Here is a 26,705-nt window from a genome sequence, read left to right on the forward strand (position 1 = left end):
ACCCTGGCCAGGACGGATACGTAAGGTTAGCGGCCGGATCCGGCCGTTCGCCGGTCCGGCCCACCCCTGTGCCAACCGAGCCGAAACCGATCCCGGACCGAGTCCGGGGCGCTGTCCGGCGCGGTGTTCCCGTACGTGGTCAAGGGAACAGCGGTGGCCCGGACTTCACCCGCCGTTCACCGGGAGTCCCACGGACCGCGTGGGGCCGCCCCTACCGTCACGCACGACACACCGACGGAGGGAATCCACATGCGTCATCTGCTGCCGCTCATCAGCTCCCACCCGGGCGGGCGTTCCGCGCTGACCTGCCGCTACCGCTGCGGGGACGCCTGCTTCCAGGAGATCCCGAACACCAGCGACAACGAGTACGCCGGCGACATCATCGCCCGTGCCGTCTCCCGCCGCTCGATGATGCGCGCAGCCGCCGTCGTGACGGTCGCCGCCGCTGCCGGTACGGCCGCGCTGACCGGCCCGGGCGTCCCGCAGGCGGAAGCCGTCGCGCTCGCCGGCCACGGCCACAAACCGGTCCCGCCCCACAAACCGGCCCCGTCCGGCGCCCGTGGCCTGCGGTTCTCGCCGGTCGCGCCCAACAAGAACGACAAGGTCACCGTCCCCGACGGGTACGGCCAGAACGTGGTGATCCGCTGGGGCGAGCCGATCCTGCGCGGGGCGCCCGCCTTCAACCCGGAGAAGCAGACCGCCAAGGCGCAGGCGGGCCAGTTCGGTTACAACAACGACTTCCTCTCCCTCCTCCCGCTCCGCGGTGAGCGCGGCCGTCAGGTCCTGGTCGCCAACCACGAGTACACGGACGAGAACCTCATGTTCCGCGGTTACGATCCGGCCAACCCCACACGCGAGCAGGTGGAGATCGCCTGGGCCGCGCACGGACTCTCCGTGGTCGTCGTCCAGGAGGAGAACCGCACCGGAAAGCTGGGTGCGGTCAGCCGTCACCCGCTGAACCGCCGGCTCACCGCCACGAGTGAATTCCGGGTCACCGGACCGGCCGCGGGCAGCGATCTGCTCCGTACGTCCGCCGACCGCACCGGCAGCAGGGTGCTCGGCACGCTCAACAACTGTGCGGGCGGCACGACTCCGTGGGGCACCACGCTGCACGGCGAGGAGAACTTCAACCAGTACTTCGCCAACGGCACCACCGCCATGCACAAGCGGTACGGGATCTCCACCGGCGCCACCGAGCGCAAGTGGGAGCGGTTCGACCGGCGGTTCGACCTGGCGCAGGAGCCGAACGAGGCCAACCGCTTCGGCTGGGTCGTCGAACTCGACCCGTACGACCCGGACTCCACCCCGCGCAAGCGGACCGCGCTGGGCCGGTTCAAGCACGAGGCGGCCGAGCCCCGGCTGACGACCGACGGGCGCCCGGTCGTCTACATGGGCGACGACGAGCGGTTCGACTACCTCTACAAGTTCGTCTCCAGCAAGCGGATGAAGAAGGGCACCTCGCGCGCCGCCCGCGAGCACAACCTGACGCTGCTGGACGAGGGCACGCTGTACGTCGCGAAGCTGACCGGCGACTCCCCGGCCGCCGAGATCGACGGCAGCGGAAAGCTCCCGAACGACGGCGAGTTCGACGGCAGCGGTGTCTGGATCCCGCTGGCCACCGGCACCACCTCGCACGTGCCCGGCATGACCGCCGACGAGGTGTACGTCTACACGCGGCTGGCCGGTGACAAGGTCGGCGCCACCAAGATGGACCGGCCCGAGGACGTCGAGCCCTCGCCGCGCACCGGCCGGGTCTACGTGGCGCTCACCAACAACACCGACCGCGGCAAGGAGGGCAAGGCCCCGGCGGACGAGGCCAACCCGCGCAACGCCAACAAGCACGGGCAGATCCTGGAACTGGCGGAGAACTGGGACGACCCGACGAGCGACGGGTTCGCCTGGCGGCTCTTCCTCGTCGCGGGCGACCCGAACGACCCGTCGACGTACTTCGCCGGCTTCCCCAAGGACCGCGTCAGCCCCATCTCCTGCCCGGACAACGTGGCGTTCGACGACCACGGCAACCTGTGGATCTCCACGGACGGCAACCAGCTCGGCTCGCACGACGGCCTTTTCGGCGTCGCGACCCACGGTGACCGGCGCGGTGAGCTGAAGCAGTTCCTGACCGTCCCGGCCGGCGCGGAGACCTGCGGCCCGGTCATCCAGGACCGCCGCGTCCTGGTCGCCGTCCAGCACCCGGGCGAGGTCGACGGCGCCTCGGTCGAGAAGCCGGCGAGCACCTGGCCCGACGGACCCGGCAGGATCGTCCGCCCCTCGGTCGTCGCGGTCTGGCGCAAGGACGGACGCGACATCGGCGTGTGACCCCACCCGCCCCGACTGCCCCGCCTCTCCTGAGGGGCTGACCGACCATCAGGCCTGTGCCCCTCCGGTGCGGGCCTGATGTGCGTCCGTCGAAAGCGCTCCTCAGCAGTGTCACCGGATGACTACGGTGAGCGGCCGGTGCGGCCGAGGTGTGCGGCGGCGACGCCCATGCCTCAGTGCCCCGGCCCCGCACGCGTCGATGTCCACCCGGAAGGATGCCTAGGGGACTCCGCTCCCGCACGATCCACCTCGCGGCCTGTGGCCTGGCGGCGGGGGTGCTGCTGACCGGCCTCGTACCGGCGTCCGGCGCCGCCGCCGCACCGGCCGGGACCACGGCGTGGGCCGCCGCCGATGATCCGGCCCCGCCCGACGACATGCCGGACGACGGGTTCGACGACGAGCACGAGGGCGAACAGGACGACCTCGTCGGCCCCGGCGGTACGCCCGAGGGCCTGGCTCCCGGGACGCGGGCCGAACCGGTCCCGGGCCGCGCCGCCGACTTCAGGCTCGCCGCGGGCAGCGACCTCTCCGGGCTCGTCGGCAGACTGGACGCCGCTCTGCCCAAGCAGGGCCTCACCGAGCTGATGGCAACGGCCGCCTGCTCCAGGCCACCCCGAGGACGGTCGACGGCACCACTCGACTGGTCGGCAACGCCAAGCTCCTCCAGTCCTCGTACGGCCCCGAGGACCTCTACCTGGCCCACGGGCGCGGCGACGGCTTCGCGCCGCAGCTGTGGTCGCTGAGCGAGCACGCTCCCAGCTCCTCCTGCACCGAGTGCAAGCGGGAGCTGTACAGCTACAACATGGCCGAGGTGGTCGCCGGCTCCGGTCCCTGACGCTCCCGGACGAAAGGCCACTAGAGTCGGACCCATGGTTTCCGGTGACGCGCCGCAGGCGGAGGGAAGCGTCCGGGTCGACGTGTGGATCTGGTCGGTCCGGCTGACGAAGACCCGTGCTCAGGCGGCCGCCGCCTGCCGGGCCGGCCATGTGAAGGTCGGCGGCGAGCGGGCCAAGCCCGCTCAGGCCGTCCGGGTCGGCGACGAGGTGCGTCTCCGGCACGCCGGGCGGGACCGGGTGGTCACCGTCTCGAAGATCGTGAAGAAGCGGGTCGGCCCGCCGGTGGCCACCGAGTGCTTCGTCGACAACAGCCCGCCTCCGCCGCCGCGCGAGCTGGCGATCCAGGTTCCGGTACGCGACCGGGGCGCGGGCCGCCCGACCAAGCGCGACCGCCGCGAGATGGACCGGCTCCAGGGACGCCCGCCGGAGCTCTGAGCCGGCCGGCGGCCCCTCGTGCGGGTTCTGTCCCGTTGTTTCACGTGAAACGTCCGTACGGGTGTTCCACGTGAAACGTCGGGCCGTCGGGACGCCGGGGTCACGCCCGCCTAAGCCCTCCGGCGCCCCAGCAGGACCCGGGCCACCACCGCTCCCACCAGCAGGACCGCACCGACCACCAGCACGACCCACACCGTGGTCCGCAGCGAGGCGGTGAGGGCGTCGACCACCGCGGCCGCCGCCTCCCGGTCGCTGCCCGGCACCTCGTCCAGCGCCCGGCTCCGGCCGACCGCCATCAGGATCCGCAGCACGATCGCTCCGAGGACGAAGCCGGCGCCGACGGCCGCCGTCGCGGTCAGGGCGGCCCGGAGCCCTCCTCGTACCGTCGCGATGCCCACCACCAGCACCAGCAGGACCAGCGTGGCGATGGCCGGCCAGATGCTGCAGTAGCGCAGCCAGTGGAACGAGTCCCTGAGGCTGTCCGCGCGGTCCGTGCCGATCACCGTGATCTCCGTCCGCTGGACCGGGATCTGGTCCGCGAACGGCACGCCCTGGTTCACCAGATCCTGTTTGACCTGCCCGATCACCGGGCCCAGGTCGATGGTGACCGCCTCGCCGCTGTCGCCGTCCAGCGCGGCGGTCACGGCCTGGTGGGCGGTACGGTTCGCGGTGTCCCAGGCGTTGGCGAAGGCCTCGGTGGTGGTGAAGGACCGTACGGTCTCGCGCAGGAGGTCCCGGACCGTGTCCTGGAGCGGGCCGAGGTCGATCTGCCGCATCGCCTCGTCGGTGATCAGGTCCGTGACCGTGGTCTGTACCGCCGGGTCGGAGGAGAGCGGCGAGACGGCGGCGACGTAACGGTCGGTGTCGTCGATCTCCAGGTCGACCCAGGCGGAGAGCGCGCTGAACGGCACCAGGACGGCGAGCAGGACGATCAGGACGGCCGAGAGGGCCGCCGAGACCGTCGAGATCCCCGCGTCCCTGGAGGTCGCCGGGTTCGCCGAAGTCGCCGAAGGAGAGGTCCGCACCCCTCCAGGGAATCCCGTAAGGAGGCGGACCGCTCAGGGCCGTACGCCGTTCGAGTTGCCGGGCCGCGTGGGCGGGTGTGCTCTGGAGGAACGGGGGCGTGCGACGGGGGCGAGGGAAGGAGCTGTCCGCGATGGCCACACACGCAGCCGTGCCCGGCCGGAAGGGGGCCCGCGCGCACGCGCGGCCCCGCAGTCTCACTCCGTACGCCGTGGCGGTGCCTCTGGCGCTCGGCATCATCTACGGGTTCTACGCCGCGTTCATCCGCCGCGACGGCGGACCCAGCACCGGCGGGCAGGTCGTCCTGGGCCTCGTTGCCGGTGCGGCGGTGGCGGCCCTCTGCTTCGCGCTGGGCCGGATCCAGCGGACGCTGCCGCACGGGCCGCGCGCGCTCGCGTGCGGCGCCCTGACCGCCTGCGCGGTCGGCTTCCTGGTCAGTCTCACGGATACCGGCGTGCTGCGGTCGGCCTTGCTGGGGCTGGCGGTCGGCGTGGGTGTCTTCCTGGCCACGTTCTATCTCTTCTACTCGCGGGAGCCCTGACCGCCGGCGCCTCCCGCGAGGCCCGTTCCAGCCGTGGACACCGACCGTGGGCGCGGCCGCCAGATCGCATCTGGCGGCCGCGCCGCCACATCTGGCGCCCCAGGGGTGAGGGAGCCGGAGAGGGAGCGGGAGGAGGAAGACGCGATGGCGGACGACGGCAGGACCGGCGGGCAGGCCGAGGAGACCGGGGACGGTGACGGCGGCGACCCGCTGCGGGTCGCGGTGATCATCGGCAGCACGCGCGAAGGGCGCATCGGCGACGCGGTGGGCCGCTGGTTCGTGGAGCGGGCTCGGGTACGGGGCGAGCTCGACCTCGTCGTCCTGGACCTCGCGGAGTTCGACTTCCCCGTGCACTACCCGGAGCGGGCGACGGAGCAGATGACGGAGTTCGCCGGTGCGATCGGGAAGGCCGAGGCCTTCGTCGTGGTCACCCCGGAGTACAACCGCTCCTTCCCGGCCTCCCTCAAGCAGGCCATCGACTTCGCGTACGAGGAGTGGCAGACCAAGCCGGTCGGCTTCGTGAGCTACGGCCACGGCTCCACCGGGCTGTACGCGGTGGAGCAGCTGCGCTCGGTCTTCACGGAGCTGCACACGGTGACCCTGCGCAACGGGGTCGCCCTCGACTTCCTCCGCACACCGCTGGAGGACCGCGCCGGATCCTGCGCGCGGGACCGGGCGGTGCGGCTGATGCTCGACCAGCTCGGCTGGTGGGGCCGGGCCCTGCGCGAGGCGCGGGCGGTCCGCCCCTACGTCTCCTGACACCACCCCCCACCCCTGAACTTCGACGACGACGCACAAGGAATGGATTCATGAGTACTGAACTGGCCATCGAGACCACGGGGCTGGTGAAGGTCTTCGGTGAGAACCGCGCGGTGGACGGCGTCGACCTCGCCGTCCCGACCGGCACCGTCTACGGGGTCCTCGGACCCAACGGCGCCGGGAAGACCACCACCGTACGGATGCTCGCGACGCTGCTGCGCCCGGACGGCGGATCGGCCCGGGTGTTCGGCAAGGACGTGGTGAAGGAAGCCGACGCGGTCCGCAGCCGGGTCAGTCTCACCGGGCAGTACGCCTCGGTCGACGAGGACCTGACCGGCAGCGAGAACCTGATCCTGCTCGCCCGCCTCCTCGGCCACTCCAAGCCCGCGGCCCGCGACCGGGCGGCCCAGCTGCTCGAAGGGTTCGGGCTGACCGAGGCCGCCGGCAAGCAGGTGAAGAACTACTCCGGAGGCATGCGGCGCCGCATCGACATCGCCGCGTCCATCCTCAACACCCCGGACCTGCTCTTCCTGGACGAGCCGACCACCGGACTCGACCCGCGCAGCCGCAACCAGGTCTGGGACATCGTGCGCGCCGTCGTCGCGCACGGCACCACGGTCCTGCTGACCACGCAGTATCTGGACGAGGCCGACCAGCTGGCCTCCCGGATCGCCGTGATCGACCACGGCCGGGTGATCGCCGAGGGCACCAAGGGCGAGCTCAAGGCCTCCGTCGGCTCCGGCACCGTCCACCTGCGGCTGCGCGACGCCGCCCAGCGTCCCGAGGCCGAGCGGGTGCTGTCGCTGGCGCTCGACGCCACGGTCCAGCTGGACGCGGACCCGGTGGCGCTGACCGCCCGGATCGATGCGCACGGCTCCGACCGGGGCGCGGCGGAGCAGGCGGCCCGGGCCCTGGCCGAGCTGGCCCGGTCCGGCATCACGGTCGACAACTTCTCGCTGGGACAGCCCAGCCTCGACGAGGTCTTCCTCGCCCTCACGGACAAGAAGGGAGTGGCGGCATGAGCACCGCGACCACCAAGACGGAGCTGGAAGACGTCGAACTCGCCGCGCCGGACCAGGAGCGCCTCGCGGCCCTGCTGGTCGGCCTGGACCGGCCGCCGAGGCCCAGCGCGCTCTCGGCCTCCCTCACCTTCGGCTGGCGCGCCATGCTGAAGATCAAGCATGTGCCGGAGCAGCTCTTCGATGTGACGGCCTTCCCGATCATGCTCGTCCTGATGTACACGTACCTCTTCGGAGGCGCGCTGGCCGGCTCCACGCAGGAGTACATCCAGTTCCTGCTGCCCGGCATCCTGGTGATGAGCGTCGTGATGATCACGATGTACACGGGTGTCTCGGTCAACACCGACATCACCAAGGGCGTCTTCGACCGGTTCCGTACGCTGCCGATCTGGCGGCCCGCGCCGTTGGTCGGCTATCTGCTCGGGGACGTCCTGCGCTATGTGCTGGCGTCGGTGGTGATGCTCGCCGTCGGCATGATCATCGGCTTCCGGCCGGACGGCGGGGTGCTCGGGATGCTGGCGGGGGTGGCCCTGCTGCTGGTCTTCGCGTTCGCCTTCTCGTGGATCTGGACCATGTTCGGGCTGCTGCTGCGGACGGAGAAGTCCGTGATGGGCGTCAGCATGATGGTGATCTTCCCGCTCACCTTCCTCAGCAACGTCTTCGTCGACCCGCAGACGATGCCGGGCTGGCTGCAGGCCTTCGTGAACAACAGCCCGATCACCCACCTGGCCACGGCGGTACGCGAGTTGATGGCGGGCAACTGGCCGGTCTCCGATCTGGCCTGGTCGCTGGGATGGGCCGGAGTGATCATGGTGGTCTTCGGATCCGTGACGATGCGGCTCTACAACCGGAAGTGACCGCGGAGGTAGGCGGCTGTGACCCGGCACCGGACCGGTGCCGGGTCACAGCCGCCGTTGGGGCCGCAAACACCGGACAGGGGTCACCGGACGGGGGTCACAGCTGCCAGTCGGTCGTCCGGTCCGGGCGGTAGGCGCAGGTGGTTCCCGTGGTCACGGACTCCCGCAGGTGTGCCGCCAGTTCGGGGTGGAGCGAGTCCAGCTTGCGCAGGGTGTCGCGGATCCGGGCGGTGACCGTTTTGCGGGCGCGCTCGGTCTGGTCGCCCAGGCGGCGGCTCCGGCCACCGAGCCCGGCCGCTGTGCGCAGCTGGTCGAGGAGGGCCTGCCGCTCCCGGTCGTACGCCTCCACCTGCCGGGTGTCGTCCCGTGCGGCCGCGCGGTCTATCTCGGCGTCGAGCCGGTCCAGGTGCTCCTTGTAGCGGCGCTTGGCCTCCTCGTCGAGCACCGGGTCGCCGCCCATCCGCCCGGCTGCGGCCACGACGGCCCCGCCTTCGGGTGCGAGCAGCCGCACGGCCGGGACGTCGGTGCCGGGGAGACCCAGCAGGCTGTGCAGGTCCCGCAGCCCCTTGGCGTCGGGGACGTGCACGGTCCGCCCGCCCCAGCACAGCTGCCAGACGGAACCGTCACGGCGGAACTCGGCGGCGGGTGGCGGCGGTGCCGGGGCGGGGACCTGGGCCGGAGTGGGGGCGGGGCCGGCTGTCTGCCGGCCGGGGCCGGTGGCCGGATGGCCCGGTTCGGCGGTGTGGTGGCCGGTGGCCGGCGGGGGCGTGCGGAGCGACGGGGCTTCGGCGGCCAGGTGGTGCAGGCCCAGCTCGCCGGCCTCCCTTTCCACTTCGGCGATGAGCGCACGGGCCCGCCCGGTATCGCCCGGCTCGGCGCGGGTGAGGAGGGCGCGGGCCAGGTGCAGCCGGGCGCGTACGGCCCAGGGGCGGGCGCCGAGGCGGTCCGCCGAGGCGGCGGCCTCGGTGAGGGCGGCCACCGCCGCGTCCTGGTCGTCCCGGGCGGCGGCGAGCATCCCGAGCCAGAGGTCGACGGGGCCGCCGATGTCGCACCCGTACAGCGAGACGACCCACTGGCCCGTGTAGGGGGTCAGCTCGTCCTCGGCGCGGGTGATCAGGCGCCGGTCGCCGGTGGTCGCGGCCGTCTGGGCCAGCAGCCGGAGCCAGAGGGGCATGAAGGCCCGTGGGTAGGGGGCCGGGCGGTCCGACTGCTCGGCGATCAGGCGGAGGGCCGGGGCGGCGTCGCCCTGCTCGACCGCGGTGAGCGCCTCCAGCAGCCCGGGGTACGGATACCGGGCACCCGGGAGCGCGGCGAGCACCTTCCCGGCCTCCGCGAACTGCCCCCGGAGCAGGTGCAGGGACCACTGCAGATGGCAGCCCATGAAGCCGAACGCCTCGTGGTCCTCGCCCTCCAGACCGAGCTCCTCACCGCTGAGCCCGTCGGCCGCCTCGGCGAACCGGCCCTGGAGGGAGGCGATCAGGCTGCCGTCGACGGCGATGGCCAGGGCGAACCGGGGCAGCTCCGAGCGCTCGGCGGCCCGGATGAACGTGCGGTACTGGTCGATGAAGGCGGGATCGCCGAGCTCCAGCAGCGCCACCCACCGCATGGAGGTGGCGTGCAGCTCCATGTCCAGGTTCTGCGTGCGCCGGCCGACGACGGCCATCTCGTCGGTCAGCCCGAGCCGTTCCACCGCCGAGCCGAGACCCCATACGGAGTCGTGGCGGGCCCAGAGGGAGAAGGCGAGGGCCTCGTCGTCCGAGCCGTCGCGGGCCAGGGCCATGATGTGGATGGCCAGCTCCTGCGCGAGCCGGTCGGCGGAGAGGCTGTCCTGCCCGTCCTTGCCGGTGACCTTGCGGTGGGCCTCGATCAGGAACGTCACCATGAACGCCTCACCGCCGCCCAGGGTGCCCCGGCGGTACAGGGTGATCGCGACCCGGGCCAGCAGCTCGGGGTCGTCCAGCTCCCGTGCCAGGTCGACCGCCCGGTCCAGCAGGCGGTCCCCTTCGGCGCTCTCTCCGGAGTGCCGAAGCTGCTCGCCGAGGTCGAGGCAGATGAGCGCGGTCCGGCGCCGGTCGGGAGCCCGCGCCGCACCCGACGGCCCCGCGCCCGGCCCGCCACCGGCCTCACCGCCCGCCTCTCCCGACGCCACCGCGAGGGCCCGGCGGTAGTGACCGATGGCCTCCTCGTCGGCGAGGCGGCTTGAGGCGTCCCGGGCGGCGGCGAGCAGCAGGTCGATCCGGCGGTCGCGCTCCAGCTCTCCTCCGGCGAGGTGGGCGTGGCGGGCGAGGTTCCCGGGCCGCACCGCGTCGTGGAGGCCGCCGTGCGCGTCCAGCGCCCGGACGACGGCGGCGTGGCGGCGGCGGGCCTCCGCGTCGCCGAGGGAGGCGTACAGCGTCTCGCGGAGCAGGTCGTGCGCGAAGGCGTAACTCCCGGAGGGGTACGGGACGACGACCCGGGCGACGATCGCCGACTCCAGCAGCCGCTCCACCTGGGGGACCGGCGAGCCGTGGACCACGGCCAGCACCTGCCGGCGGAACTCGCGGCCGAGTACGGCGGCGGCGGTCAGCAGCGAGACGACCGCCTCCGGCAGCAGGCTCAGCCGCTGCCGGACCGCCTCCCGCACGCCGGGCGGGATGGTGGAGACGGGACTGCCGCTGTGCCAGAGCCGGGCCGTCTGCTCGACGAAGAACGGGTTGCCGCCGGTGCGCCGGTGGACCTCGTCGACCAGCCGCGGCGCGGGCTCGCGGCCGGTGGTCACGGCCATCAGCGCGCCCACCTCGTCGCGGCCGAGGCCGGTCAGCGTGAGGGTGGCCGAGGCGCGCGAGACGAGGGGCAGGATCAGCTGCTGGAGCGGGTGGCCGTGGGCCTCCACCTCGACGTCCCGATAGGTGCCGATGAGCAGCAGGCGCTCGAACCAGGCGTGCTGGGCGGCGAATTCGAGCAGCCGGAGCGAGGCCGGGTCGGCGCTGTGGAGGTCGTCCAGGACCACGACCAGAGGGCGGCTCTGGGAGACGGTGACGAGGGCCGTGGTCACCGCGTCGTACAGCCCGAAGGCCTCGGCCCCGTCCGACGAGGCCACGTCCGAAGAGGCCCCGTCCGGAGAAGCGCCGCCCGCGCCGCCCGCAGAAGCGCCGCCCGCGCCGCCCGCAGAGGAGCCGCCCGAGCCACCCGCGCCCCCGTCCCCATCGGCGTCTCCCGCCCCCGCCGGGCCCCCGCTCCCCGGATCACCGAGGAGGATGCCGAGCCGCCCGTCCGCCGACTCCTGGGCCGCCGCCCACTCCGCCGCCGTGGCGGAGCGGCGCAGGCCGCGCAGGATCTGCACCCACGGCCAGTAGCCCGGAGTGCTGTCGGAGTCCCAGCAGGAGCCGCCGACCACCAGCGCCCCGCGCCGCCGCGCCTCGTGCGCGGCGTCGGTGACGAGCGTGGTCTTCCCGATCCCGGCCTCGCCCGTGACCAGCACGAGGCCGCCGTGGCTGTCCGTGGCCCGGACGATCTCCGAGCGGAGGATGCCTGCGGGATGGTCGCGCCCGAACAGAGCAGGGGTCATGACCACACGATAGGAGGACCCACTGACAACGGCCCCTCGTTTGTCGGTGCCAGGCCGGTGGACAGCCTCCCACCAGGCCGGACACAGGCCGGTGGCCCTCCTCCGACCTGGTCGGAGGAGGGCCACCGGAGGAGCGACGGTCGGCGGGCGACCGCCTTCCGGCGCTCGGTCGCGAACGGCGCTCGGTCGCGAACGACGGTCGGTCGCGAACGACGGTCGGCGGGCATCCGCGCGGCGGGCGTCCGGGCGACGGGCGTCGGGGACTCAGTCGCGTACGACCGTCACCGGGCACGGCGCGTGCTGCGTGACGTGCAGGCTGACCGAGCCGAGCAGCGTCGCCTTGAGGCCGCTGCGGCCGCGGGCGCCCACGACGAGCAGGTTGGCGCCCTTGGCCCGGTCCAGCAGGGACTGGGCGGGGTTGCCGATGACCACGATCTTGCTGATCGCGGCGGCTCCTTCGGCGCCGAGGGCCTCCTCCAGCGCCTCGTTCAGCGACACCAGGGCCAGCGCCTGCGGATCGAAGTCCTGCGGCAGGCCCGGCATCATCGAGGCCCAGCTGGTCGCGGGATACTCCCAGCTGTTCACGGCCTCCACGGTGTCACCGGTCAGCTCGGCCTGGCGTACGGCCCAGTGCAGTGCCTTGATTGAGGGATCGGACCCGTCCACACCCACGACGATCCTGCCCATATCTGCCTCCAGCTCGGTCCGGCTCGGAACAGATGCGTTCCAGCATCCGGTCTCACTGTAATCAAACGGACAATCGGGCCGGCTCAGTCCAGCCGCAGGTCCGCGAGTTGCTGCTCGAACGGAACGACCGCGTCCGCGCCGTCGTCCAGGCTCAGCGCCCGGGAGGCGCCGGAGACCGTGCGGCCCAGGACCGCCGAGGCCAGCTCGCCGCCGGCGCGCCGGATCCGGGACGGCAGGCCCTCGGTGTACTCGTCGCCGGAGGAGCCCCAGTCCTCGGACGCGGCGTAGACGGAGGTCGGTACGGTGACGGCCCGCAGATAGGCGAAGAGCGGCCGCAGCGCGTGCTCCAGGACCAGCGAGTGGCGGGCCGTGCCGCCCGTCGCGGCGATCACGACCGGCTTGCCGGTCAGCGCGGTGTGGTCGATCAGGTCGAAGAACGACTTGAACAGACCGCTGTACGAGGCGGTGAACACGGGCGTCACGGCGATCAGCCCGTCCGCCTCCGTCACCGCGTCGATGGCCTCCCGCAGCGCGGCCGGCGGGAACCCGCTGACCAGGTGGTTCGCGATGTCCACGGCGAGGTCGCGCAGCTCGATGACGCGAACCTCGACCTCCCTGTCGTCTCCGTCCCGCTCGGCCGTGAGGCGCTCACGGGTGGCGGCGGCCAGCCGGTCGGCCAGCAGCCGGGTGGAGGACGGCTGGCTCAGCCCGGCCGAGACGGCGACGATGCGCAGCGGTGCGGTGGCGAACATGCTGGTCAGGCTCCCTTCAGGGATGTACGGGCGGCGGTGACGGCCGGGTGGACGGGCGCGGACTCCGGCACTCCGGCCGGCCGCAGGTTGGCGAACTCCTTGCGCAGCACCGGCACGACCTCCTCGCCGAGGATGTCGAGCTGCTCCAGGACCGTCTTCAGCGGGAGCCCCGCGTGGTCCATCAGGAACAGCTGCCGCTGGTAGTCGCCGACCGCGTCCCGGAACGTCAGCGTCCGCTCGATGACCTCCTGCGGCGATCCCACGGTCAGCGGGGTCTCGCGGGTGAAGTCCTCCAGGGACGGGCCGTGGCCGTAGACCGGCGCGTTGTCGAAGTACGGGCGGAACTCCCGTACCGCGTCCTGCGAGTTCTTCCGCATGAACACCTGTCCGCCGAGCCCGACGATGGCCTGTTCCTCGGTGCCGTGACCGTAGTGGGCGTAACGGCGCCTATAAAGGGCCACCATTTTCCTCGTGTGCTCCATCGGCCAGAAGATGTTGTTGTGGAAGAACCCGTCACCGTAATAGGCGGCCTGTTCCGCGATCTCCGGCGAGCGGATGGAGCCGTGCCAGACGAACGGCGGGACGCCGTCGAGCGGGCGCGGGGTCGCGGTGAAGGACTGCAGCGGCGTACGGAACTTGCCCTCCCAGTCCACGACGTCCTCGCGCCACAGCTTGTGCAGCAGGGCGTAGTTCTCGATGGCCATCGGGATGCCCTGGCGGATGTCCTTGCCGAACCAAGGGTAGACCGGCCCGGTGTTGCCCCGGCCCATCATCAGGTCGACGCGGCCGTCGGCGAGGTGCTGGAGGGTGGCGTAGTCCTCGGCGATCTTCACCGGGTCGTTGGTGGTGATCAGCGTGGTGGAGGTGGACAGGATCAGGTTCTCGGTGCGCGCCGCGATGTAGCCGAGCGTCGTCGTCGGGGAGGACGGGACGAACGGCGGGTTGTGGTGCTCGCCGGTCGCGAAGACGTCCAGGCCGACCTCCTCGGCCTTCTGCGCGATGGCCAGGGTCGCCTTGATCCGCTCGTTCTCGGTAGGCGTCCGGCCGGTGGTCGGGTCGGTGGTGACGTCTCCGACGGTGAAGATCCCGAACTGCATGGCGTCCGCCTCCTGAGGGTCGCGGGGTGATCCAGAAGTCGTTGAACCACATTTGGTTGAACGTTGAACTACACCCTACAACGGAACGCCCCGACGACCTATTCCCTGACGCCGGCCACGACCCCTTCCCTGACGCCGGCCACGCCCCACGCCGGCATTCGGCTGCGCATCCACCACCACCGCGAGGAGCCCCGACCACACTCCCGGCAGTCGGCGGTCAGCGGGCTGATGCTCACCTGTCCGGTCCGCCAGGCGGCTGACATGCCCCGACCGTCTCACCGCCCGCCGGACCTCACGGCTGCGGCGCCGCCGTCCGCTGCCGCCGCAGCAGCTCCGCGAGACCGCGCCGGGTGGCCGCGATCACCACCCGGTCCTGGGCGCGCAGCACGTACTCCGGGCGCAGGTCCCAGACCAGGCCGGAGGGCGTCGGCGGGCCTTGCGGAGGGTACGGGGGGACGGCGGCGAGGTCCGGGTTGCGGTCGGCGGGCGGGGTCGCGTCGATGGCCAGGACCCGCCAGGAGCTGGCCTGGAACGCCTGCTCCACCGTGCGGCCCTCCAACTGCGGATGGCCCGCCACCTCCAGCGCCGCGAAGAGCATCACCTTCCGCTCGACCGGCACCGCGCCCAGGATCTGGCGGCCCATCATGGCGACGGCGAAGGACGGCGCGGCCAGGTGGGAGACGGACCGGGAGCGGGTCAGGGCCTGGGGGTGCGCAGTGCGCAGGGTGCGGTAGACGGCGGTGGCGAACTCGTCGTCGTACAGCCGCAGCGCCACCCTCAGGTCCGGCTTCACCGACCGCGCGTACAGCGTCGCCTCCAGGTTCGTCGTGTCGATGCTGGTGAGCGCCAGGAGGGCGTGCGCGCGGCGGATCTTGGCGGCTTCCAGGACGCCTTCCTGCGTGACGTCGCCGAGGACGGTCGGTACGTGCATGGAACGGGCCAGCGGGATGCCCCGCGCGTCCGGATCCTCCTCGACGACGACCACCGGGATGTCCAGCTCACGGAGGCGTACGAGGACGCGCGTACCGATCTTGCCGAGCCCCAGCAGCACCACGTGCCCCGACAGGCCGCGCGGCGGGCGGCGCAGCGAGGAGGCGGTGCGCAGGGTGCCGAACGCCTCAAGGACGGCGGCGATCAGCAGCGGGAGCAGGAGGAGCCCGGCGACGCCGGAGAGGAGCTGGATGATCTGGCGGGCCGCCGGTGCGTCCTCCGCCGGGTCGTTCATGCCGAGCAGGTCGAGCAGCGTGAGGTACGTGGAGTGGATCGCGCTGTCCCCGGTGGTCAGCACCGAGGCGATCACCAGCGCGAGGGCCGCGACCGCGACGCCGAGCGCCGACCAGCGCAGCCGGCGGGAGAAGACCTGCGCGAGCGGCGCGCCCCTGCCGCCCATCCGGGTCGCGGGACGGTCCGGGTCGGCGCGGCTGATCGCTTCCAGGACGACGGTCCCGCGCCCTTCGGCGGCCGACACGGTCTGCTCGTCGGGCAGGAGTTGGGGGCCTTCGGCGCCACTGCTGTCCGAACCCTCGGACCCCGCGGGGTTGTTGGTGGTGGAGGAGAGCAACGCCAGTGTGCACAGCCCGGGATCGAGACTCTCGCCGGGGCGCGGCGGCGGGCGTTCGGCGGCGCGCAGGAGCAGCCCCTCGGCCTGGATGACCTTGCTGCTGCCGGTGAGCGCGGTGGCGGCGAGCGCGGGTGCGGCCGTGTCGGCGTCGGAGAGGACGGTGGTGGAGGCGTCGAGCAGCGCCGGGTCGATGCCGGGCATGGCGACGGCGGCCGCCTGGTCGAGCAGCTCCTCCAGGTGCTGGCCGAGCTTGCGGTTGTAGAGCCGGATGACCAGCCGCAGACGGGGGTTGAGGCGGCGGGCGGTGAGCGCGGCGCGGATGTTGCGCTCGTCGTCGTCGTAGACGAGCGCGAGGGCGGCGGCCCGGTCGACGCCCGCCTCCTCCAGTACGTCGTCGGAGGGCTCGGGCGCCTCCATGATCCGGACGGCCTCGACCCCGGCGTTGGTGTCGTTGGCGCCGCCCGTGGAGCCGCTCCCGTTGGCGGCGGTGCGGTTCATCGCCGCCGACATCCGGCCGAACAGGGCCGCCGCGCGGCCGCGTTGGGTCAGCGGCGTCTCCGGGCTGTTGGCGTCGCGGCCGGGCGGCAGGAGCAGCGTGACCCGTTCCCCGTAGACGAACCGCAGCTCCACGGCGAGCCGGCGCGCGAGCGCGTCGTCGCCGCAGACGATCATGTGACCGGTGGACGGCGGCTGTGCCGGCTGTGGCCGCCCGGGTTGCGGACGTCCCGGCTGCTGAGGAAGTGGGGGCACGGAACCCAGCATGCCGTGATCCTTCCGGCCAGGTCTTCCCGGTCACTGTGGAATGTTGGTGATCTTCGCATGGTGGTTCTGAAGCCCTGGCCGGTTCTGGTCGCCAGGTGGCTGGTTCGCCGGTCCGGCCAGTGGCTGGTCCGCCGGTCCTGCCAGGAGGTGACGGGTATCGGCCGCCCGCTGGATCGCCGTCTCCACCGCCGCGATCCGGTCGGCGAGCAGCCCCAGCGCCGCCACGGCCCGGGTCATCGGATCGCCGTCCGGGCCGCCGAGCGCCTGCGTACGGACGTACGAGGAGGTGATCGCCGCCCACCGCTCGGCCTGCGCGGCGGTGAGCGTGCCCCGCAGGACCGCCAGCTTCAGCAGGTTGGCCTCGGCGCCCGTGGTGAGCGTCTGGGCCTCGCCCGCGTAGTGGTCGTCCACGACGGCCGACAGCTCGGCACCGTTCATGACCGGCACGATCCGCTCCGCGATCTTGTTCATGTTGCGGTACGACCCCTGCAGCCGGAACGGCGGCTCGGTACGCGTCGCGTCCGTCTGCGCGGCCGAGGCGATGTACGCCGCGTTGACCGCGAGGACGGTGTCCCGAACGGTGAGCAGATGCCGCAGCACCGCCAGCACGGAGTCCAACTCCACAGCGGAGTAAGGGTGTTCCAGGTGATCGGCACGGGCCGCCGGATCGGTCCCGCCGGCCAGCCGGACCAGCAGCGCCAGATCGTCGCGGGAGCGCGCGGCGAGCGGAGCGAGGACCGGGTTGGCGGTCAGCGCGTTCTCCACGAAGCTCAGCGCGAAGACGTCCTCGCGCCCGCTCAGCACCTCACCCAGGTTCCACACGTCGGCCCGGTTGGCGAGCATGTCCGGGATCCGGAACTGCTCGCCGGACTCCGTGTACGGGTTGCCCGCCATGCAGACCGCGAACCGCTTCCCGCGCAGGTCGTAGCTGCGCGGCTCGCCGTCCCGTACGCCTTCGATCCGGCGGGTGGCATCGCACAACGGGATGAACTTCTGCAGGAGTTCGGGCGAGGTGTGCTGGATGTCGTCCAGATACAGCAGGGTGTTGTTGCCCGCCTCCAACGCGAAGTTGATCTTCTCGATCTCCTGCCGCGCGGTCGCGCTCGGCGCCTGCGCCGGATCGAGCGAGGTCACGTCATGGCCCAGGTTCGGCCCGCTGATCTTGACGAGGACCATCCCGAGCCGGTCCGCGACGTATTCCATCAGCGTCGTCTTGCCGTAGCCGGGCGGCGAGACGAGCAGCAGCAGGCCCTGCGAGTCGGTGCGCCGGTCGGCGTCGGCGGTGCCGAGCTGCTTGGCCAGGCTGTCACCGATCAGTGGCAGATACACCTCGTCCAGCAGCCGGTTGCGGACGAACGCCGACATCACGCGCGGCCGGTGGTCGTCCAGCCGCAGCCGCCCGCGCTCGGCGTCCACCAGGGAGGTGCGAAGCCGCTGGTAGGCACGGAAGCCGGGCACGCTCGATGTCCGGAACTCACCTGTCCTGGCCAGGAGTTCATCGATCCGTACGGTGAGGCTCCTGCCGCTCCCGATGCGCGGGTGGTCCCCGAGAAGGCCCTCCACCCGCTCGGTGAGCGGCGCGTCGCACTCGTACCGCTCCAGCTCCGGACACAGCTCCACCGCCACGGCCTCCGCGAGGTCGCCGTCGGCGGGGGCGGCGCCGGAGGCCTCCGCGTACGGGAGGAGCCAGCCCTCGACGAGCTGCTTGCGGGCGGCCAGGTCACCGCCGAGGGCGGCGAGGTCGTCCGCGTACGCGTCGGGTCCGGCGGCCCGGTGGAAGGCGGCCAGGAACGTCGTGACCGTGGTGCCCACGACGAAGCCGCCGGGCCCGCTCGTCACCTCCTCGAAGAGGTAGGCGGCGACGGCACCGGCCCGCGCCTCACCGTCGAACTCGCTGATCTCCGCGGCCCATTCCTCCTGGAGTACCGCGATGGCCGGAGCCAGCCCGAACGTGTCACGGGCGCGGGCCAGCGATCCGGCCCGCCGGGTCCACGAGACACGTTGCGCCTCCTGTGTCCCGTACGCCCAGAAGAGCTGGGCGGCCGCGCGGACGGCGGGCTCGTGGCGCAGGAGCCCCGCTGTCCCGTGCAGGCGCAGCAGAGCGCGCAGGATGGCGGTGGCGTCCTCGTCGTGGACGCCACGGGTGTACCCCTCGTCGTACGCCTCTGCGGCGGACTCCCTTACCAGCGCGGTGAGTTCGCCCTCACCCAGCGCGGCGAGGCGCGCGGCACCATGCTCCTCCAGCAGCCGGGCCGCCAGATACTCGCCGCGGTAGACGGCGGCCGACTCCGAGGGCAGCAGCTGCTCCCAGTAGGGCCGGGTCGCCTCGAACGCCGGGTCGGTGACCGGCGCCCGGTAGTCGGTCCCGGTCAACGCGAAGGCGAGCCGGTCACCGGAGGGCACCAGCGTCAGGTCGAACGGCTGGGTGTTGACGGCGAACCGGTGCCGCCCCAGCTTGATCACCGACCCGCCGTCCGCGTACAGCTCGCTCCGGTCACGCAGCGCTCGTCCGGCTTCCTGGCGGGCCGCCTTCAGCCGCCCGTCCAGCTCCTCGGCCCGTACGGGATCACCGAGTTCACGCAGTTCGTCGGCGGTCCGGCGCACCTTGGCGACCATCGGGTCGGAGGCGAAGTACGTGTGAACGGCGTCCAGGTCCGCGAGCGCGGCCACCCGCCGGCCGATGGTCTCCAGCACCCGCTGCGCGGACCCGGCCAGCCGCTCGGCCCGCCGCGCCCGCTCGTCCTGGAGCGTCTGCTTACGGGCCGAGAACGCCTCGTACACATCGCTCCGGCGCTCGGCCAGCTCGGCGAGGAAGTCGTCGAACTCCGCGAACCGCGACTCCAGGTTCTCCAACTGGAGCAGCAGCCGCGCCAGTTGGTCGTCGCACGCCTCCGGCGTATCGGCGGCGGCCAGCGCACCCGTCACCGCCTGCCCGAGCAGCGCGAACTCGGCCGCGAACTCCGCCCGCCCCTCCTTCGACAGCAGCTCCCGCCGCCGCGCGTCCAGCGTGGCCCGGGCCCGGTTGGCGCCGCCCAGCACCTCCGCGATCCGCTCCAGGATCGACGTACGGACGGTGGCGTCACCGATCTCCAGCCCGGCCACCACGTCCGTGACGGTGGCGAGCCCGTCCGTCATCGTGCCGAGCCGGTCGGACACGGTCGCCGCGTCCCGTACGCTCGCCAGCGCGCCGGCGTCCTCGACGAGTGCGGTGATCTCCTCGTGGTACCCGTCGAAGGCATCCTCGCGGGCGAGGAACGACACCGCCCGCTGAGCCGCCGACGCGATGTCGTCCTCGGTCCGGGCGGACAGCTCCGCGATCCGCTCGACATCGGCGTACCGCATCTCACCGATCGTCGCCAAGTGGCCGTGCGCCTGCCGGAGTTCGGTCAGGCGCTCGACCCACGCGGCGGCCGACCCCGGTACCTCGCCGCGCACCCGCCGCACGAGCGCGGTGATGCGGCCGGTGGTCTCCTCCAGCGCGTCGGCGGCCCGCCGTGTCAGCTCCTGCACGGCGGTGAACTCGGCCAGCACCTGCTGTGCCGTACCCCGCAGCTCCGCCAACGGCTCACCGAGGAAGCCCAGTTCGGGATCGGAGAGCCAGTGGTACCGGTCCTGCGCCCGTGCGCAGTCGGCGGCGAGCTGCCCGTACACGGCGGTCGTCGGCGTTATGTCCCGTACGCCGTGCGCGAGCGCCAGACAGTCCGAAATCCCGCGTACGAGGTCGGCGTTGCCGGTCCGCGCGAGCGGCCCCGTCCCGGCCGGGCGGGCGGCGGCGTAGGTGTCGGAGACGTACGGCGTCTGCCAGCGCTGCAACGGGTGCACGCGCGCCGGAACGTCCGGACCGTCCGGGTGGTCACGGAGCAGGATCAACGTGCCGTCGTCCAGCAGCGCGTGGCCACGTCCGGTGAGCGGGGTGGCGACCTCCTGGCGGATCAGGTTGTAGGGGAGGAGGAGGCTGCGGAGGCCGTCGCGGGAGCGGAAGACGTACAGCACGTCCTCGCCGTTGGGCGAGCGGACCGCACCTTCGAAGACCGGCTCGGTCAGCTCCTCCGCGGTGTCGAAGGTCTTGGCGGTGCCGGTGGTGAGGTAGTAGCCGCCGGGGAAGATGATCCCCTGGTCCTCGGGGAGCCGGTGACAGGCGGGTCCGATGGAGTCGAGCCGCTGCACGGTGGAGAGCAGCGAGTTGAAGACGAGGTACCGCCAGTCGGTCTCCTTGTACGGCCGCACGCGGAGCAGCACCAGCGGTCCCACCTCGGCGTACTCGACATCCGCGTCCGCCAGCGACTGCAACGGCTCGTCGACGGCCTCCTCGTAGATCCCGTCCGGCGACTCGGTGTCGTCGGTGACCTTGACGGTGAGCGTCCCGCCGAGCGTGTCGACGAAGAGTCCGCCGCCCTTGCCGATGGCGATGTGCGGATGGCGCCCGGTGATGTGGGCCTCGCGCCCGGCGACGGTCCACTCGAAGTCGTGGGACGCGGGGAACACATGGTCGCGCTCGCCCTGCGCGTCGAGGAAGGCCCCGGGCGAGCCGTCGGCCCCGAGCGCCCAGCGCAGGACGCGGATGTCCTCGGCGTCCTTGCCGGTACGGAAGACGGCGAGCAGCTTGCCGTTGACGCGGCGCAGGCGGAGGAGGCGGGCGTCGCGGAAGTAGCGGTGGAGGGAGCCGAACTCGCGGCGGAAGGCGTCGTCGTCGAGGAGGGCGGTGTCCGGCTGCGGGGCGGTGGCGTCGTCCTTCTCGGCGTCCTCGGCGTGCTTGACGAGGAGTACGTCGTCGACTCCGGCCTCACCCCGGGCGCCGGGGCCTCGCTCGAAGCCGAAGAGCAGCTGTCCGCCGACGGCGACGAGGTCGCGCGGGACAGCGGGGTGCCCGGTGCGGACCTGCTCGGTGGCGAGGAGCCGCAGCTCGGTCGACCCGAACTCCTCGGTACGCCGTACGTTGAGCGCCTCGGCCCGCCGCACGAGCTCCCCGGCCTGAGCGGAGAGCCGCCGCCGCAACACCTCGTAGGCACCGGCATCCACATCGCCTCCCGCGCCCTGCCTGTCCTGCGGGGCTGCGGCGGTGTCGGTGGCGGCGGTGGTGATGTCGCTGTCCATGCGTACGGCTCTCCTTGCGTGTCTTCGTCTTCTCCGGCCGGGGCGCCCTATCCCCAGCCTCTCCGCGTCCCTGTTCAGCCCGCCCGGGGTGCTATCCAGCCCGTCCGGGGCCCTTCCCAGCCCGTCCGGCGTTCGAGGACGGAACCCTTGGGCTGGTCGTCCTGCTTCCGGCGTGTGGGTCGGGGAACCCTTCCCAGCCGCCGGTTCCGTCCTCAAGCACCGCACGGGCTGCGGCCGGGCGCCGGAACTACGCCACCGCTCCGGCCCCGTTCCGGGCCACCACACCCCCCGCGGGAGCGACCTTCGTACCGGCGCCGCCCCCCGCCGAAGACACCGGCAGATCCGCCAGCCCCAACTCCTTCGCCGCCGCCAGCAACTGCTCCACCTGTCCCGGCGCCGCCCCCGACGACCCCATCAGCCGCATCAGCAGCGCCGAGACCGTCAGGTTCTGCACATCACCCGTGGAGACCGACCCCAGCACCCGGCTCAGGTCATCCGTGAAGGACGACGACCCGTCCAGCCACGGCCCCGCCAGCGCCTGCGCGGTCTGCGAGTTGTCCACGAACCCGTCCACCGCCTTGCCGAGCGAGATCGACGAGACGAGCCGGTCGAAGAAGACGGACTCGCCGCCGACGATGTCGATGTCGGCGTTCTCCAGCCCGGTCGCCAGCACCGTCGCCTGCGCCTCGGCCACCTGCCGCTGCACGTCGAGCCCGGCCAGCCGGATCTCCTTCTCCGCGTCGAGCCGCAGGCGGTACTCCTCGTGCGTACGGGACGCCTCGTCCAGCGCCGCCATGGCGGCCGCCTTCTCCGTGAGCCCCGCGGCCTCCGCCTTCAGCTTCTCGCCGATGACGGCCGCGTCCGCCGACGCCTGGGCCTGCGTACCCTCCGCCGTGGCCAGCGCCTTCAGCCGCGCGCCCTCCGCCTCGGCCTTGAGCCGGGCCGCCGTGGCCTCGGCCTCCGCGAGACCGGCCTTCTCGATGACCTCCGCCTCCGCGTCGCGGACCTGCACCGCGGCGAGCCCGGGGGCGGCCGACTCGGCCTGCACACCCTCCGCCAGCCGCAGCTTGGCCTGCGCGTCCAGCTCGGCGGTCTTCAGCCGCGCCTCGGCGAGCGTGAGCTGCTCGGCCGCCAGGTGCGAGGAGGCCGCCTCCGCCGCCTCGGCCGCCTTGATGTCCTTGACCAGCTTCTCCTGGGCCTCCGCCTCGGCCGCGATGATGACCGACTTACGGGCCCGCTCCGCGTCCTCGACGGCCCGCAGGGTCAGGATCGACTCCTCCTGCTCGGCCACCGTACGGTCCACCGCGATCCGCTCGCGGATGACGTCGGCGACCTCGCGGCGCTCGGCCTCGACCTCCTTCGTGGCGGCGATCCGGTTCAGCTCGGTCTCGCGCTCGCGCCCGATGACCTCCAGCATCCGGTCCTTCTCGATCCGCTCGCTCTCGACGGCGATGACGCGCTCACGGTTCTTCTGCGCGACGGCGATCTCCCGCGCCTGGTTCTCGCGCTGGATGCCGAGCTGCTCCTCGGTCTTGATGAACGCGCTCTGCGAACCGAGCCGCTCCTCCTCCTGCACCCGCGCGGTGGCCGCCTCCTCGCGGGCCCGCAGGGTCTCGACCTCGCGGCGCTGCTTGATCTCGGCCTCGGCCTGCCGGCGCTCCAGCTCCAGGATGGTCTCCCGGGCGTCGACGTCCTGCCGGGTGATCTCCTTCTGCTCGGTGCGCTGGAACTCGTTGGTGCGCACGTGCTCGATCGCCGTCAGTTCGGTGATCTTCCGGATGCCCTGGGCGTCGAGGATGTTGGCGCCGTCGAGCTGCGACATCGGGGTCTGCTCAAGGAAGTCGATCGCGGCGTCGTCGAGGTGGTAGCCGTTCAGGTCGGTCCCGATGACCTGGATGATCCGGTCCCGGAACTCCTCGCGCTTGGTGTACAGGTCGACGAAGTCGAGCTGCTTGCCGACGGTCTTGAGGGCCTCGGAGAACTTCGCCGCGAAGAACTCCTGGATGGCGACCTTGTCGCTGGCGCGCTGCGTACCGATGGACTGCGCGACCTTGATGACGTCCTCGACGGTCTTGTTGACCCGGACGAAGAAGGTGATCTGGATGTCGGCGCGAATGTTGTCCTGGCAGATCAGACCTTCCCGCCCGGCACGGCGGATCTCGATCGTCTTCACCGAGATGTCCATCGTCTCGGCCTTGTGGAGCACGGGCAGGACGACGGCACCGGTGAAGGTCACGTCGACCTTCTTGGTCTTGGAGATGATCAGCGCCTTGCCCTGCTCGACCTTGCGGAACAGCCGGGTGATGACGAAGGCGATGGCGACGACGATGAGCAGGACAACGGCGATCAGCACGCCGATGCCCAAGGAGATGGCATCCATAAGAGTCCTTGGGAGTTCGAAGACAGGCGAAGAACAATGAAGAAGAAGGAGAAGGAGGAGAAGAAGGAAGGACGCGCGCCGTCAGGCCGGCGCCGCACGGGCGGCCCGCGACCGCCCGGACCGGAGCGGACACCGCACACCAGCACCGGCACCACACCGGGCACCCGCACCGCCCACCGGCACCGGCACCGCACCTGGCACCCGGCACCACACGCCGATCGGCGTCAGCCGCCCGTGACGCCCGGCCGCCCAGCCGCCCCGCCCGGTCTCGCCTGCGGGCCCGGGTCGAGGGCCGCGTCGTACGGCGACACCCAGAAGAACTCGCCCTCTTCGTCGTACGCGTAGAGGAGTCCCGTGCTGCCCGAGACGAGGCGCTCCTCGGCGTGCAGCTCGGCGAGGTGCGCGACGCGGGGGGCCTGGCGGACCTGGACGATGGCCGTCGAGCCGTCGGCCGCGGCGACCTCGGCCTGGCCGAAGGCGGCGCTGACGGAGCCGGTGCGGATGGTGCACACGCGCCCGACGAAGTCCCGGCGCGATGGCGGAGGTTCCGCCGGGAAGTACCGGCGGAAGAGGTGTGCGAGAAGGCGGACGGTGCCCCAGGCGAGGAACAGCGATCCGGCGAGTACGGCGACGGCCAGCACCGCGCGGGTGGCGCCGGTGGCCGGGAGCCGGTGCACCAGGACGGTGCCGGTCAGGCTGCCGAACCAGCCGATGACGACGAGCAGCGATACGGAGACGGTGACGGGTACGCCGCCGAAGCCGGCCGCGCCGGAGTCGAGGTCCGCGTCGAAGGAGTGCTGGTCGGCGGCGCCGGCGAGTACGAGCAGCCAGAAGCAGACGACCACCACGAGCGCCGCGCCGAAGATGACGGCGGGGAAGCCGAGTGCCGCGTTCAGGAACTCGTCCATCGGTCCCGCCCCCTCTGCGATTCTGCGCGCCGGCCGGATGGCGGTGCGCGGTCTTCCGGTACGGGGGAGTGGTGACAGCTCACCGGGCCGCGACGTTCACCACGTTCGGTACACAAGGTTCGGTCCGGTGATCGGCGGCGGGGCCCGGCGCTACGGCACTGCGAAGGCTGCCGCAGCCACCGGGTCGTTCCCTTCAGGTGCCCGCCGCCGAATCCGGATCCCCCGTGGATCCCCCGTGAATCGCCCGGCGGGCCGCCTGTTTTCCCCGTATCCCCCGTATCCCCGTTCCCCGTGCTCCCCCGTGCCCCCGTGTGTTCCCCCGTTGTGTTGCTGACCTGATCCTGTCATCGGACACCCACCCACCGCATTGCCGGATTCCGGCAATCTTTACGCTTTCCTGATGCCGGGCACCGGCACCGCCCGGTGTGCGTTGGGGAAATGACAGGACTGTTGCAAGGCTGAAGGAGTGTGCGTGGCAGAGCCAAGGATCCCTGAGGAAATGCTGGGAAATTATGCCCAGATTCTGGGTGAAGTCGCCACAACAGGACGCCGTCTGACGCGTAACGAACTGGAGATGCGCCGGGCATTGGGCCGGGAAGCGGCCGACGCGGGCCATCAGCTGCGGGCGCTGGTGACGATGCATCTGGCCCAGACACGAGAGGCTTGGCCAAAGGCGGCTGCCGGAAACAGCCCCGCCGTGGCGGACGCGGTGCTGGCCGCGGTGGAGCAGTCGGTGGACGCCTTCGCCGAAGGGTTCGAGCGCGCGCAGCGGCTGACGGTGCGTCGGGAGGAGGCGGCACGCCGCGAGTTCATCGACGATCTCCTGTACGGGCGGAGCGACTTGGTCCGCCTCGCGGAGCGCGCCACCCGCTTCGGCCTGCGGCTTTCGCGGGCGCACGCGGTCGCGGTGGCGACGGGCCCGGAGGCGTACACGGAGACGGACGCGGTGCCGCGGAGCGTGGAGGCGGCGCTGCTGACCCGGTTCAGCGGCCGCAAGATCCTGCTGACGACGAAGGACGGCCGGATCGTCTGCATCGCGCCCGGCAGCCAGCCCGACGTCCTGCGCTACTTCGCCAAGCAGTCGCACGCGGCGACGGACGGCGGCCAGGTCGCGATCGGCCGCCCGCACAAGGGCCCCGGCGGCGTGGTCCACAGTTACGACGAGGCACTGGAGGCGCTGGACCTGGCGGACCGGATGGGCATGGACGACCCCGTGCTCTACGCCTCGGACCTCCTGGTCTACCCGGTGCTGACCCGGGACCGGCAGGCGATGGCGGATCTCGTACGCAGCGAGCTGGGCCCGCTCCAGAAGGCGCGGGGCGGCGCGGAGCCGCTGCTGAAAACGCTGGCGGTCTACTTCGACGCGGGCTGCGTGGCGGCCGAGACGGCCCGCCGCCTGGCGCTGAGCGTACGGGCGCTGACGTACCGCCTGGAACGCATCCACCAGCTCACCGGCTCTGACCCGGCCGACCCGATGCACCGCTACAGCCTGCAGACGGCGGTGATCGGCGCGCGCCTGCTGGACTGGCCGGCCAAGGAGCTGTGAGCCCCCGGCCGGCCCGAAGACTCGTACCCCTACAGGTCGAACTCGTGCGGCGGCAGGTCGAGGGCGAAGCACGCCTCGCGCACGACGGCCTGCTCGGTCTTGTCGAAGTCGCCGTCGGCGCCACCGATGATGATGCCGATCTGGATGACGGCACGCGCCTCGGCGGGCTTCTTCTTCGCCTTGGCGATCTCCTGGAGCACGCTGACCTTGCCGAAGTCGAAGTCGGCGGTGAGCTTGTTGAGGTAGTCGTTGAAACGCCGCTGCAGGTCGTCCGCGGGGAAGTTCTGCAGGACGTCGTTGCTCGCGATGAGCGCGGCGACACGCTGGCGCTCGGACGGGTCGATGGAGCCGTCGGCGGCGGCGACCAGAGCACACATGGCCATGCTCGCGTCCCGGAACGCCCCCGACTTCAGGTCGTTCTTCTTCGCCTCCAGCTGCGTCTGCATAGACGAAGCGGATTCCTTGATCCGATCCCACAGGGCCATGACATCTCCATACGTTGCGGTGCAATGCCGGAACAAAAGAAAACTCTACAGACGTGTAGAAGCTAGCAGGGACGGTGGGGCCCCGCCCCGGGTTCAC

General features: G+C 72.1%; 18 protein-coding genes. 8 read left to right on the forward strand and 10 right to left on the reverse strand.

Going from position 1 to position 26,705, the window contains the following annotated elements; genetic code table 11:
- Nucleotides 1–249 precede the first annotated feature (249 nt).
- The 3 genes from ACIRR8_RS10245 to ACIRR8_RS10255 all read left to right on the forward strand — a co-directional run bounded on the left by ACIRR8_RS10245 (nucleotide 250) and on the right by ACIRR8_RS10255 (nucleotide 3,590).
- The gene (locus tag ACIRR8_RS10245) at nucleotides 250–2,319 is read left to right on the forward strand and encodes a PhoX family protein (RefSeq protein WP_404061547.1); all 2,070 of its coding nucleotides are present in this window, start codon (nucleotides 250–252) and stop codon (nucleotides 2,317–2,319) included.
- Between the two features lie 215 nt (nucleotides 2,320–2,534).
- Complete coding sequence (locus ACIRR8_RS10250) at nucleotides 2,535–3,062, forward strand: hypothetical protein (protein ID WP_404061550.1); 528 nt, start codon at nucleotides 2,535–2,537, stop codon at nucleotides 3,060–3,062.
- Between the two features lie 126 nt (nucleotides 3,063–3,188).
- On the forward strand, nucleotides 3,189–3,590 hold the full coding sequence (locus ACIRR8_RS10255; RefSeq protein ID WP_404061552.1) for an RNA-binding S4 domain-containing protein: 402 nt from the start codon (nucleotides 3,189–3,191) through the stop codon (nucleotides 3,588–3,590).
- Between the two features lie 110 nt (nucleotides 3,591–3,700).
- Here ACIRR8_RS10255 and ACIRR8_RS10260 read toward each other — a convergent pair whose 3' ends face one another.
- Complete coding sequence (locus ACIRR8_RS10260) at nucleotides 3,701–4,615, reverse strand: hypothetical protein (RefSeq protein WP_404061554.1); 915 nt, start codon at nucleotides 4,613–4,615, stop codon at nucleotides 3,701–3,703.
- Between the two features lie 131 nt (nucleotides 4,616–4,746).
- On the opposite strand from ACIRR8_RS10260, the gene ACIRR8_RS10265 reads away from it, so the two are divergent.
- From ACIRR8_RS10265 to ACIRR8_RS10280, 4 genes are all read left to right on the forward strand, one after another.
- The gene (locus ACIRR8_RS10265) at nucleotides 4,747–5,154 is read left to right on the forward strand and encodes a hypothetical protein (RefSeq protein ID WP_404061557.1); all 408 of its coding nucleotides are present in this window, start codon (nucleotides 4,747–4,749) and stop codon (nucleotides 5,152–5,154) included.
- A gap of 144 nt (nucleotides 5,155–5,298) precedes the next feature.
- Entirely contained in the window at nucleotides 5,299–5,913 is a 615-nt protein-coding gene (locus ACIRR8_RS10270; RefSeq protein ID WP_404061560.1) for an NADPH-dependent FMN reductase, read from the forward strand.
- Between the two features lie 50 nt (nucleotides 5,914–5,963).
- Nucleotides 5,964–6,935 carry an ATP-binding cassette domain-containing protein gene (locus tag ACIRR8_RS10275; RefSeq protein WP_404061563.1) on the forward strand — a complete coding sequence of 324 codons (972 nt, stop codon included), beginning with the start codon at nucleotides 5,964–5,966 and terminating at the stop codon, nucleotides 6,933–6,935.
- Complete coding sequence (locus ACIRR8_RS10280; RefSeq protein WP_404061566.1) at nucleotides 6,932–7,789, forward strand: ABC transporter permease; 858 nt, start codon at nucleotides 6,932–6,934, stop codon at nucleotides 7,787–7,789. The genes ACIRR8_RS10275 and ACIRR8_RS10280 overlap by 4 nt, the downstream gene beginning before the upstream one ends.
- Before the next feature lie 97 nt (nucleotides 7,790–7,886).
- Here ACIRR8_RS10280 and ACIRR8_RS10285 read toward each other — a convergent pair whose 3' ends face one another.
- From ACIRR8_RS10285 to ACIRR8_RS10320, 8 genes are all read right to left on the reverse strand, one after another.
- A complete protein-coding gene (locus ACIRR8_RS10285; RefSeq protein WP_404061569.1) occupies nucleotides 7,887–11,336 on the reverse strand; it encodes an ATP-binding protein in 3,450 nt (1,149 codons plus the stop codon).
- 264 nt (nucleotides 11,337–11,600) lie between these two features.
- Complete coding sequence (locus tag ACIRR8_RS10290; RefSeq protein ID WP_404061572.1) at nucleotides 11,601–12,023, reverse strand: universal stress protein; 423 nt, start codon at nucleotides 12,021–12,023, stop codon at nucleotides 11,601–11,603.
- 83 nt (nucleotides 12,024–12,106) lie between these two features.
- Nucleotides 12,107–12,775, reverse strand: coding sequence for an FMN reductase (locus ACIRR8_RS10295; RefSeq protein ID WP_404061574.1), 669 nt, complete (start codon nucleotides 12,773–12,775; stop codon nucleotides 12,107–12,109).
- A gap of 5 nt (nucleotides 12,776–12,780) precedes the next feature.
- A complete protein-coding gene (locus ACIRR8_RS10300; RefSeq protein ID WP_404061577.1) occupies nucleotides 12,781–13,872 on the reverse strand; it encodes an LLM class flavin-dependent oxidoreductase in 1,092 nt (363 codons plus the stop codon).
- A 292-nt stretch (nucleotides 13,873–14,164) separates the two neighbouring features.
- Nucleotides 14,165–16,195: an NAD-binding protein gene (locus ACIRR8_RS10305; RefSeq protein ID WP_404061579.1), complete on the reverse strand. Its 2,031-nt coding sequence runs from the start codon at nucleotides 16,193–16,195 to the stop codon at nucleotides 14,165–14,167.
- A gap of 30 nt (nucleotides 16,196–16,225) precedes the next feature.
- On the reverse strand, nucleotides 16,226–21,289 hold the full coding sequence (locus ACIRR8_RS10310) for a DNA repair ATPase (protein WP_404061582.1): 5,064 nt from the start codon (nucleotides 21,287–21,289) through the stop codon (nucleotides 16,226–16,228).
- Between the two features lie 247 nt (nucleotides 21,290–21,536).
- Complete coding sequence (locus ACIRR8_RS10315; protein WP_404061584.1) at nucleotides 21,537–23,669, reverse strand: flotillin family protein; 2,133 nt, start codon at nucleotides 23,667–23,669, stop codon at nucleotides 21,537–21,539.
- A 224-nt stretch (nucleotides 23,670–23,893) separates the two neighbouring features.
- Nucleotides 23,894–24,577: a hypothetical protein gene (locus tag ACIRR8_RS10320; protein WP_404061586.1), complete on the reverse strand. Its 684-nt coding sequence runs from the start codon at nucleotides 24,575–24,577 to the stop codon at nucleotides 23,894–23,896.
- Nucleotides 24,578–25,049: 472 nt separating this feature from the next.
- Here ACIRR8_RS10320 and ACIRR8_RS10325 point away from each other — a divergent pair, with 472 nt between their 5' ends.
- Nucleotides 25,050–26,123, forward strand: a complete 1,074-nt coding sequence (locus ACIRR8_RS10325) for a PucR family transcriptional regulator (protein ID WP_404061589.1) — start codon at nucleotides 25,050–25,052, stop codon at nucleotides 26,121–26,123.
- 29 nt (nucleotides 26,124–26,152) lie between these two features.
- Here the strand turns inward: ACIRR8_RS10325 and ACIRR8_RS10330 are convergent, their stop codons facing one another.
- Entirely contained in the window at nucleotides 26,153–26,608 is a 456-nt protein-coding gene (locus ACIRR8_RS10330) for a tellurite resistance TerB family protein (protein ID WP_404061592.1), read from the reverse strand.
- Nucleotides 26,609–26,705 lie beyond the last annotated feature (97 nt).

It is taken from the genome of Streptomyces sp. NPDC101178 (genome assembly GCF_044767965.1).
Taxonomy (GTDB): Bacteria; Actinomycetota; Actinomycetes; order Streptomycetales; family Streptomycetaceae; genus Streptomyces.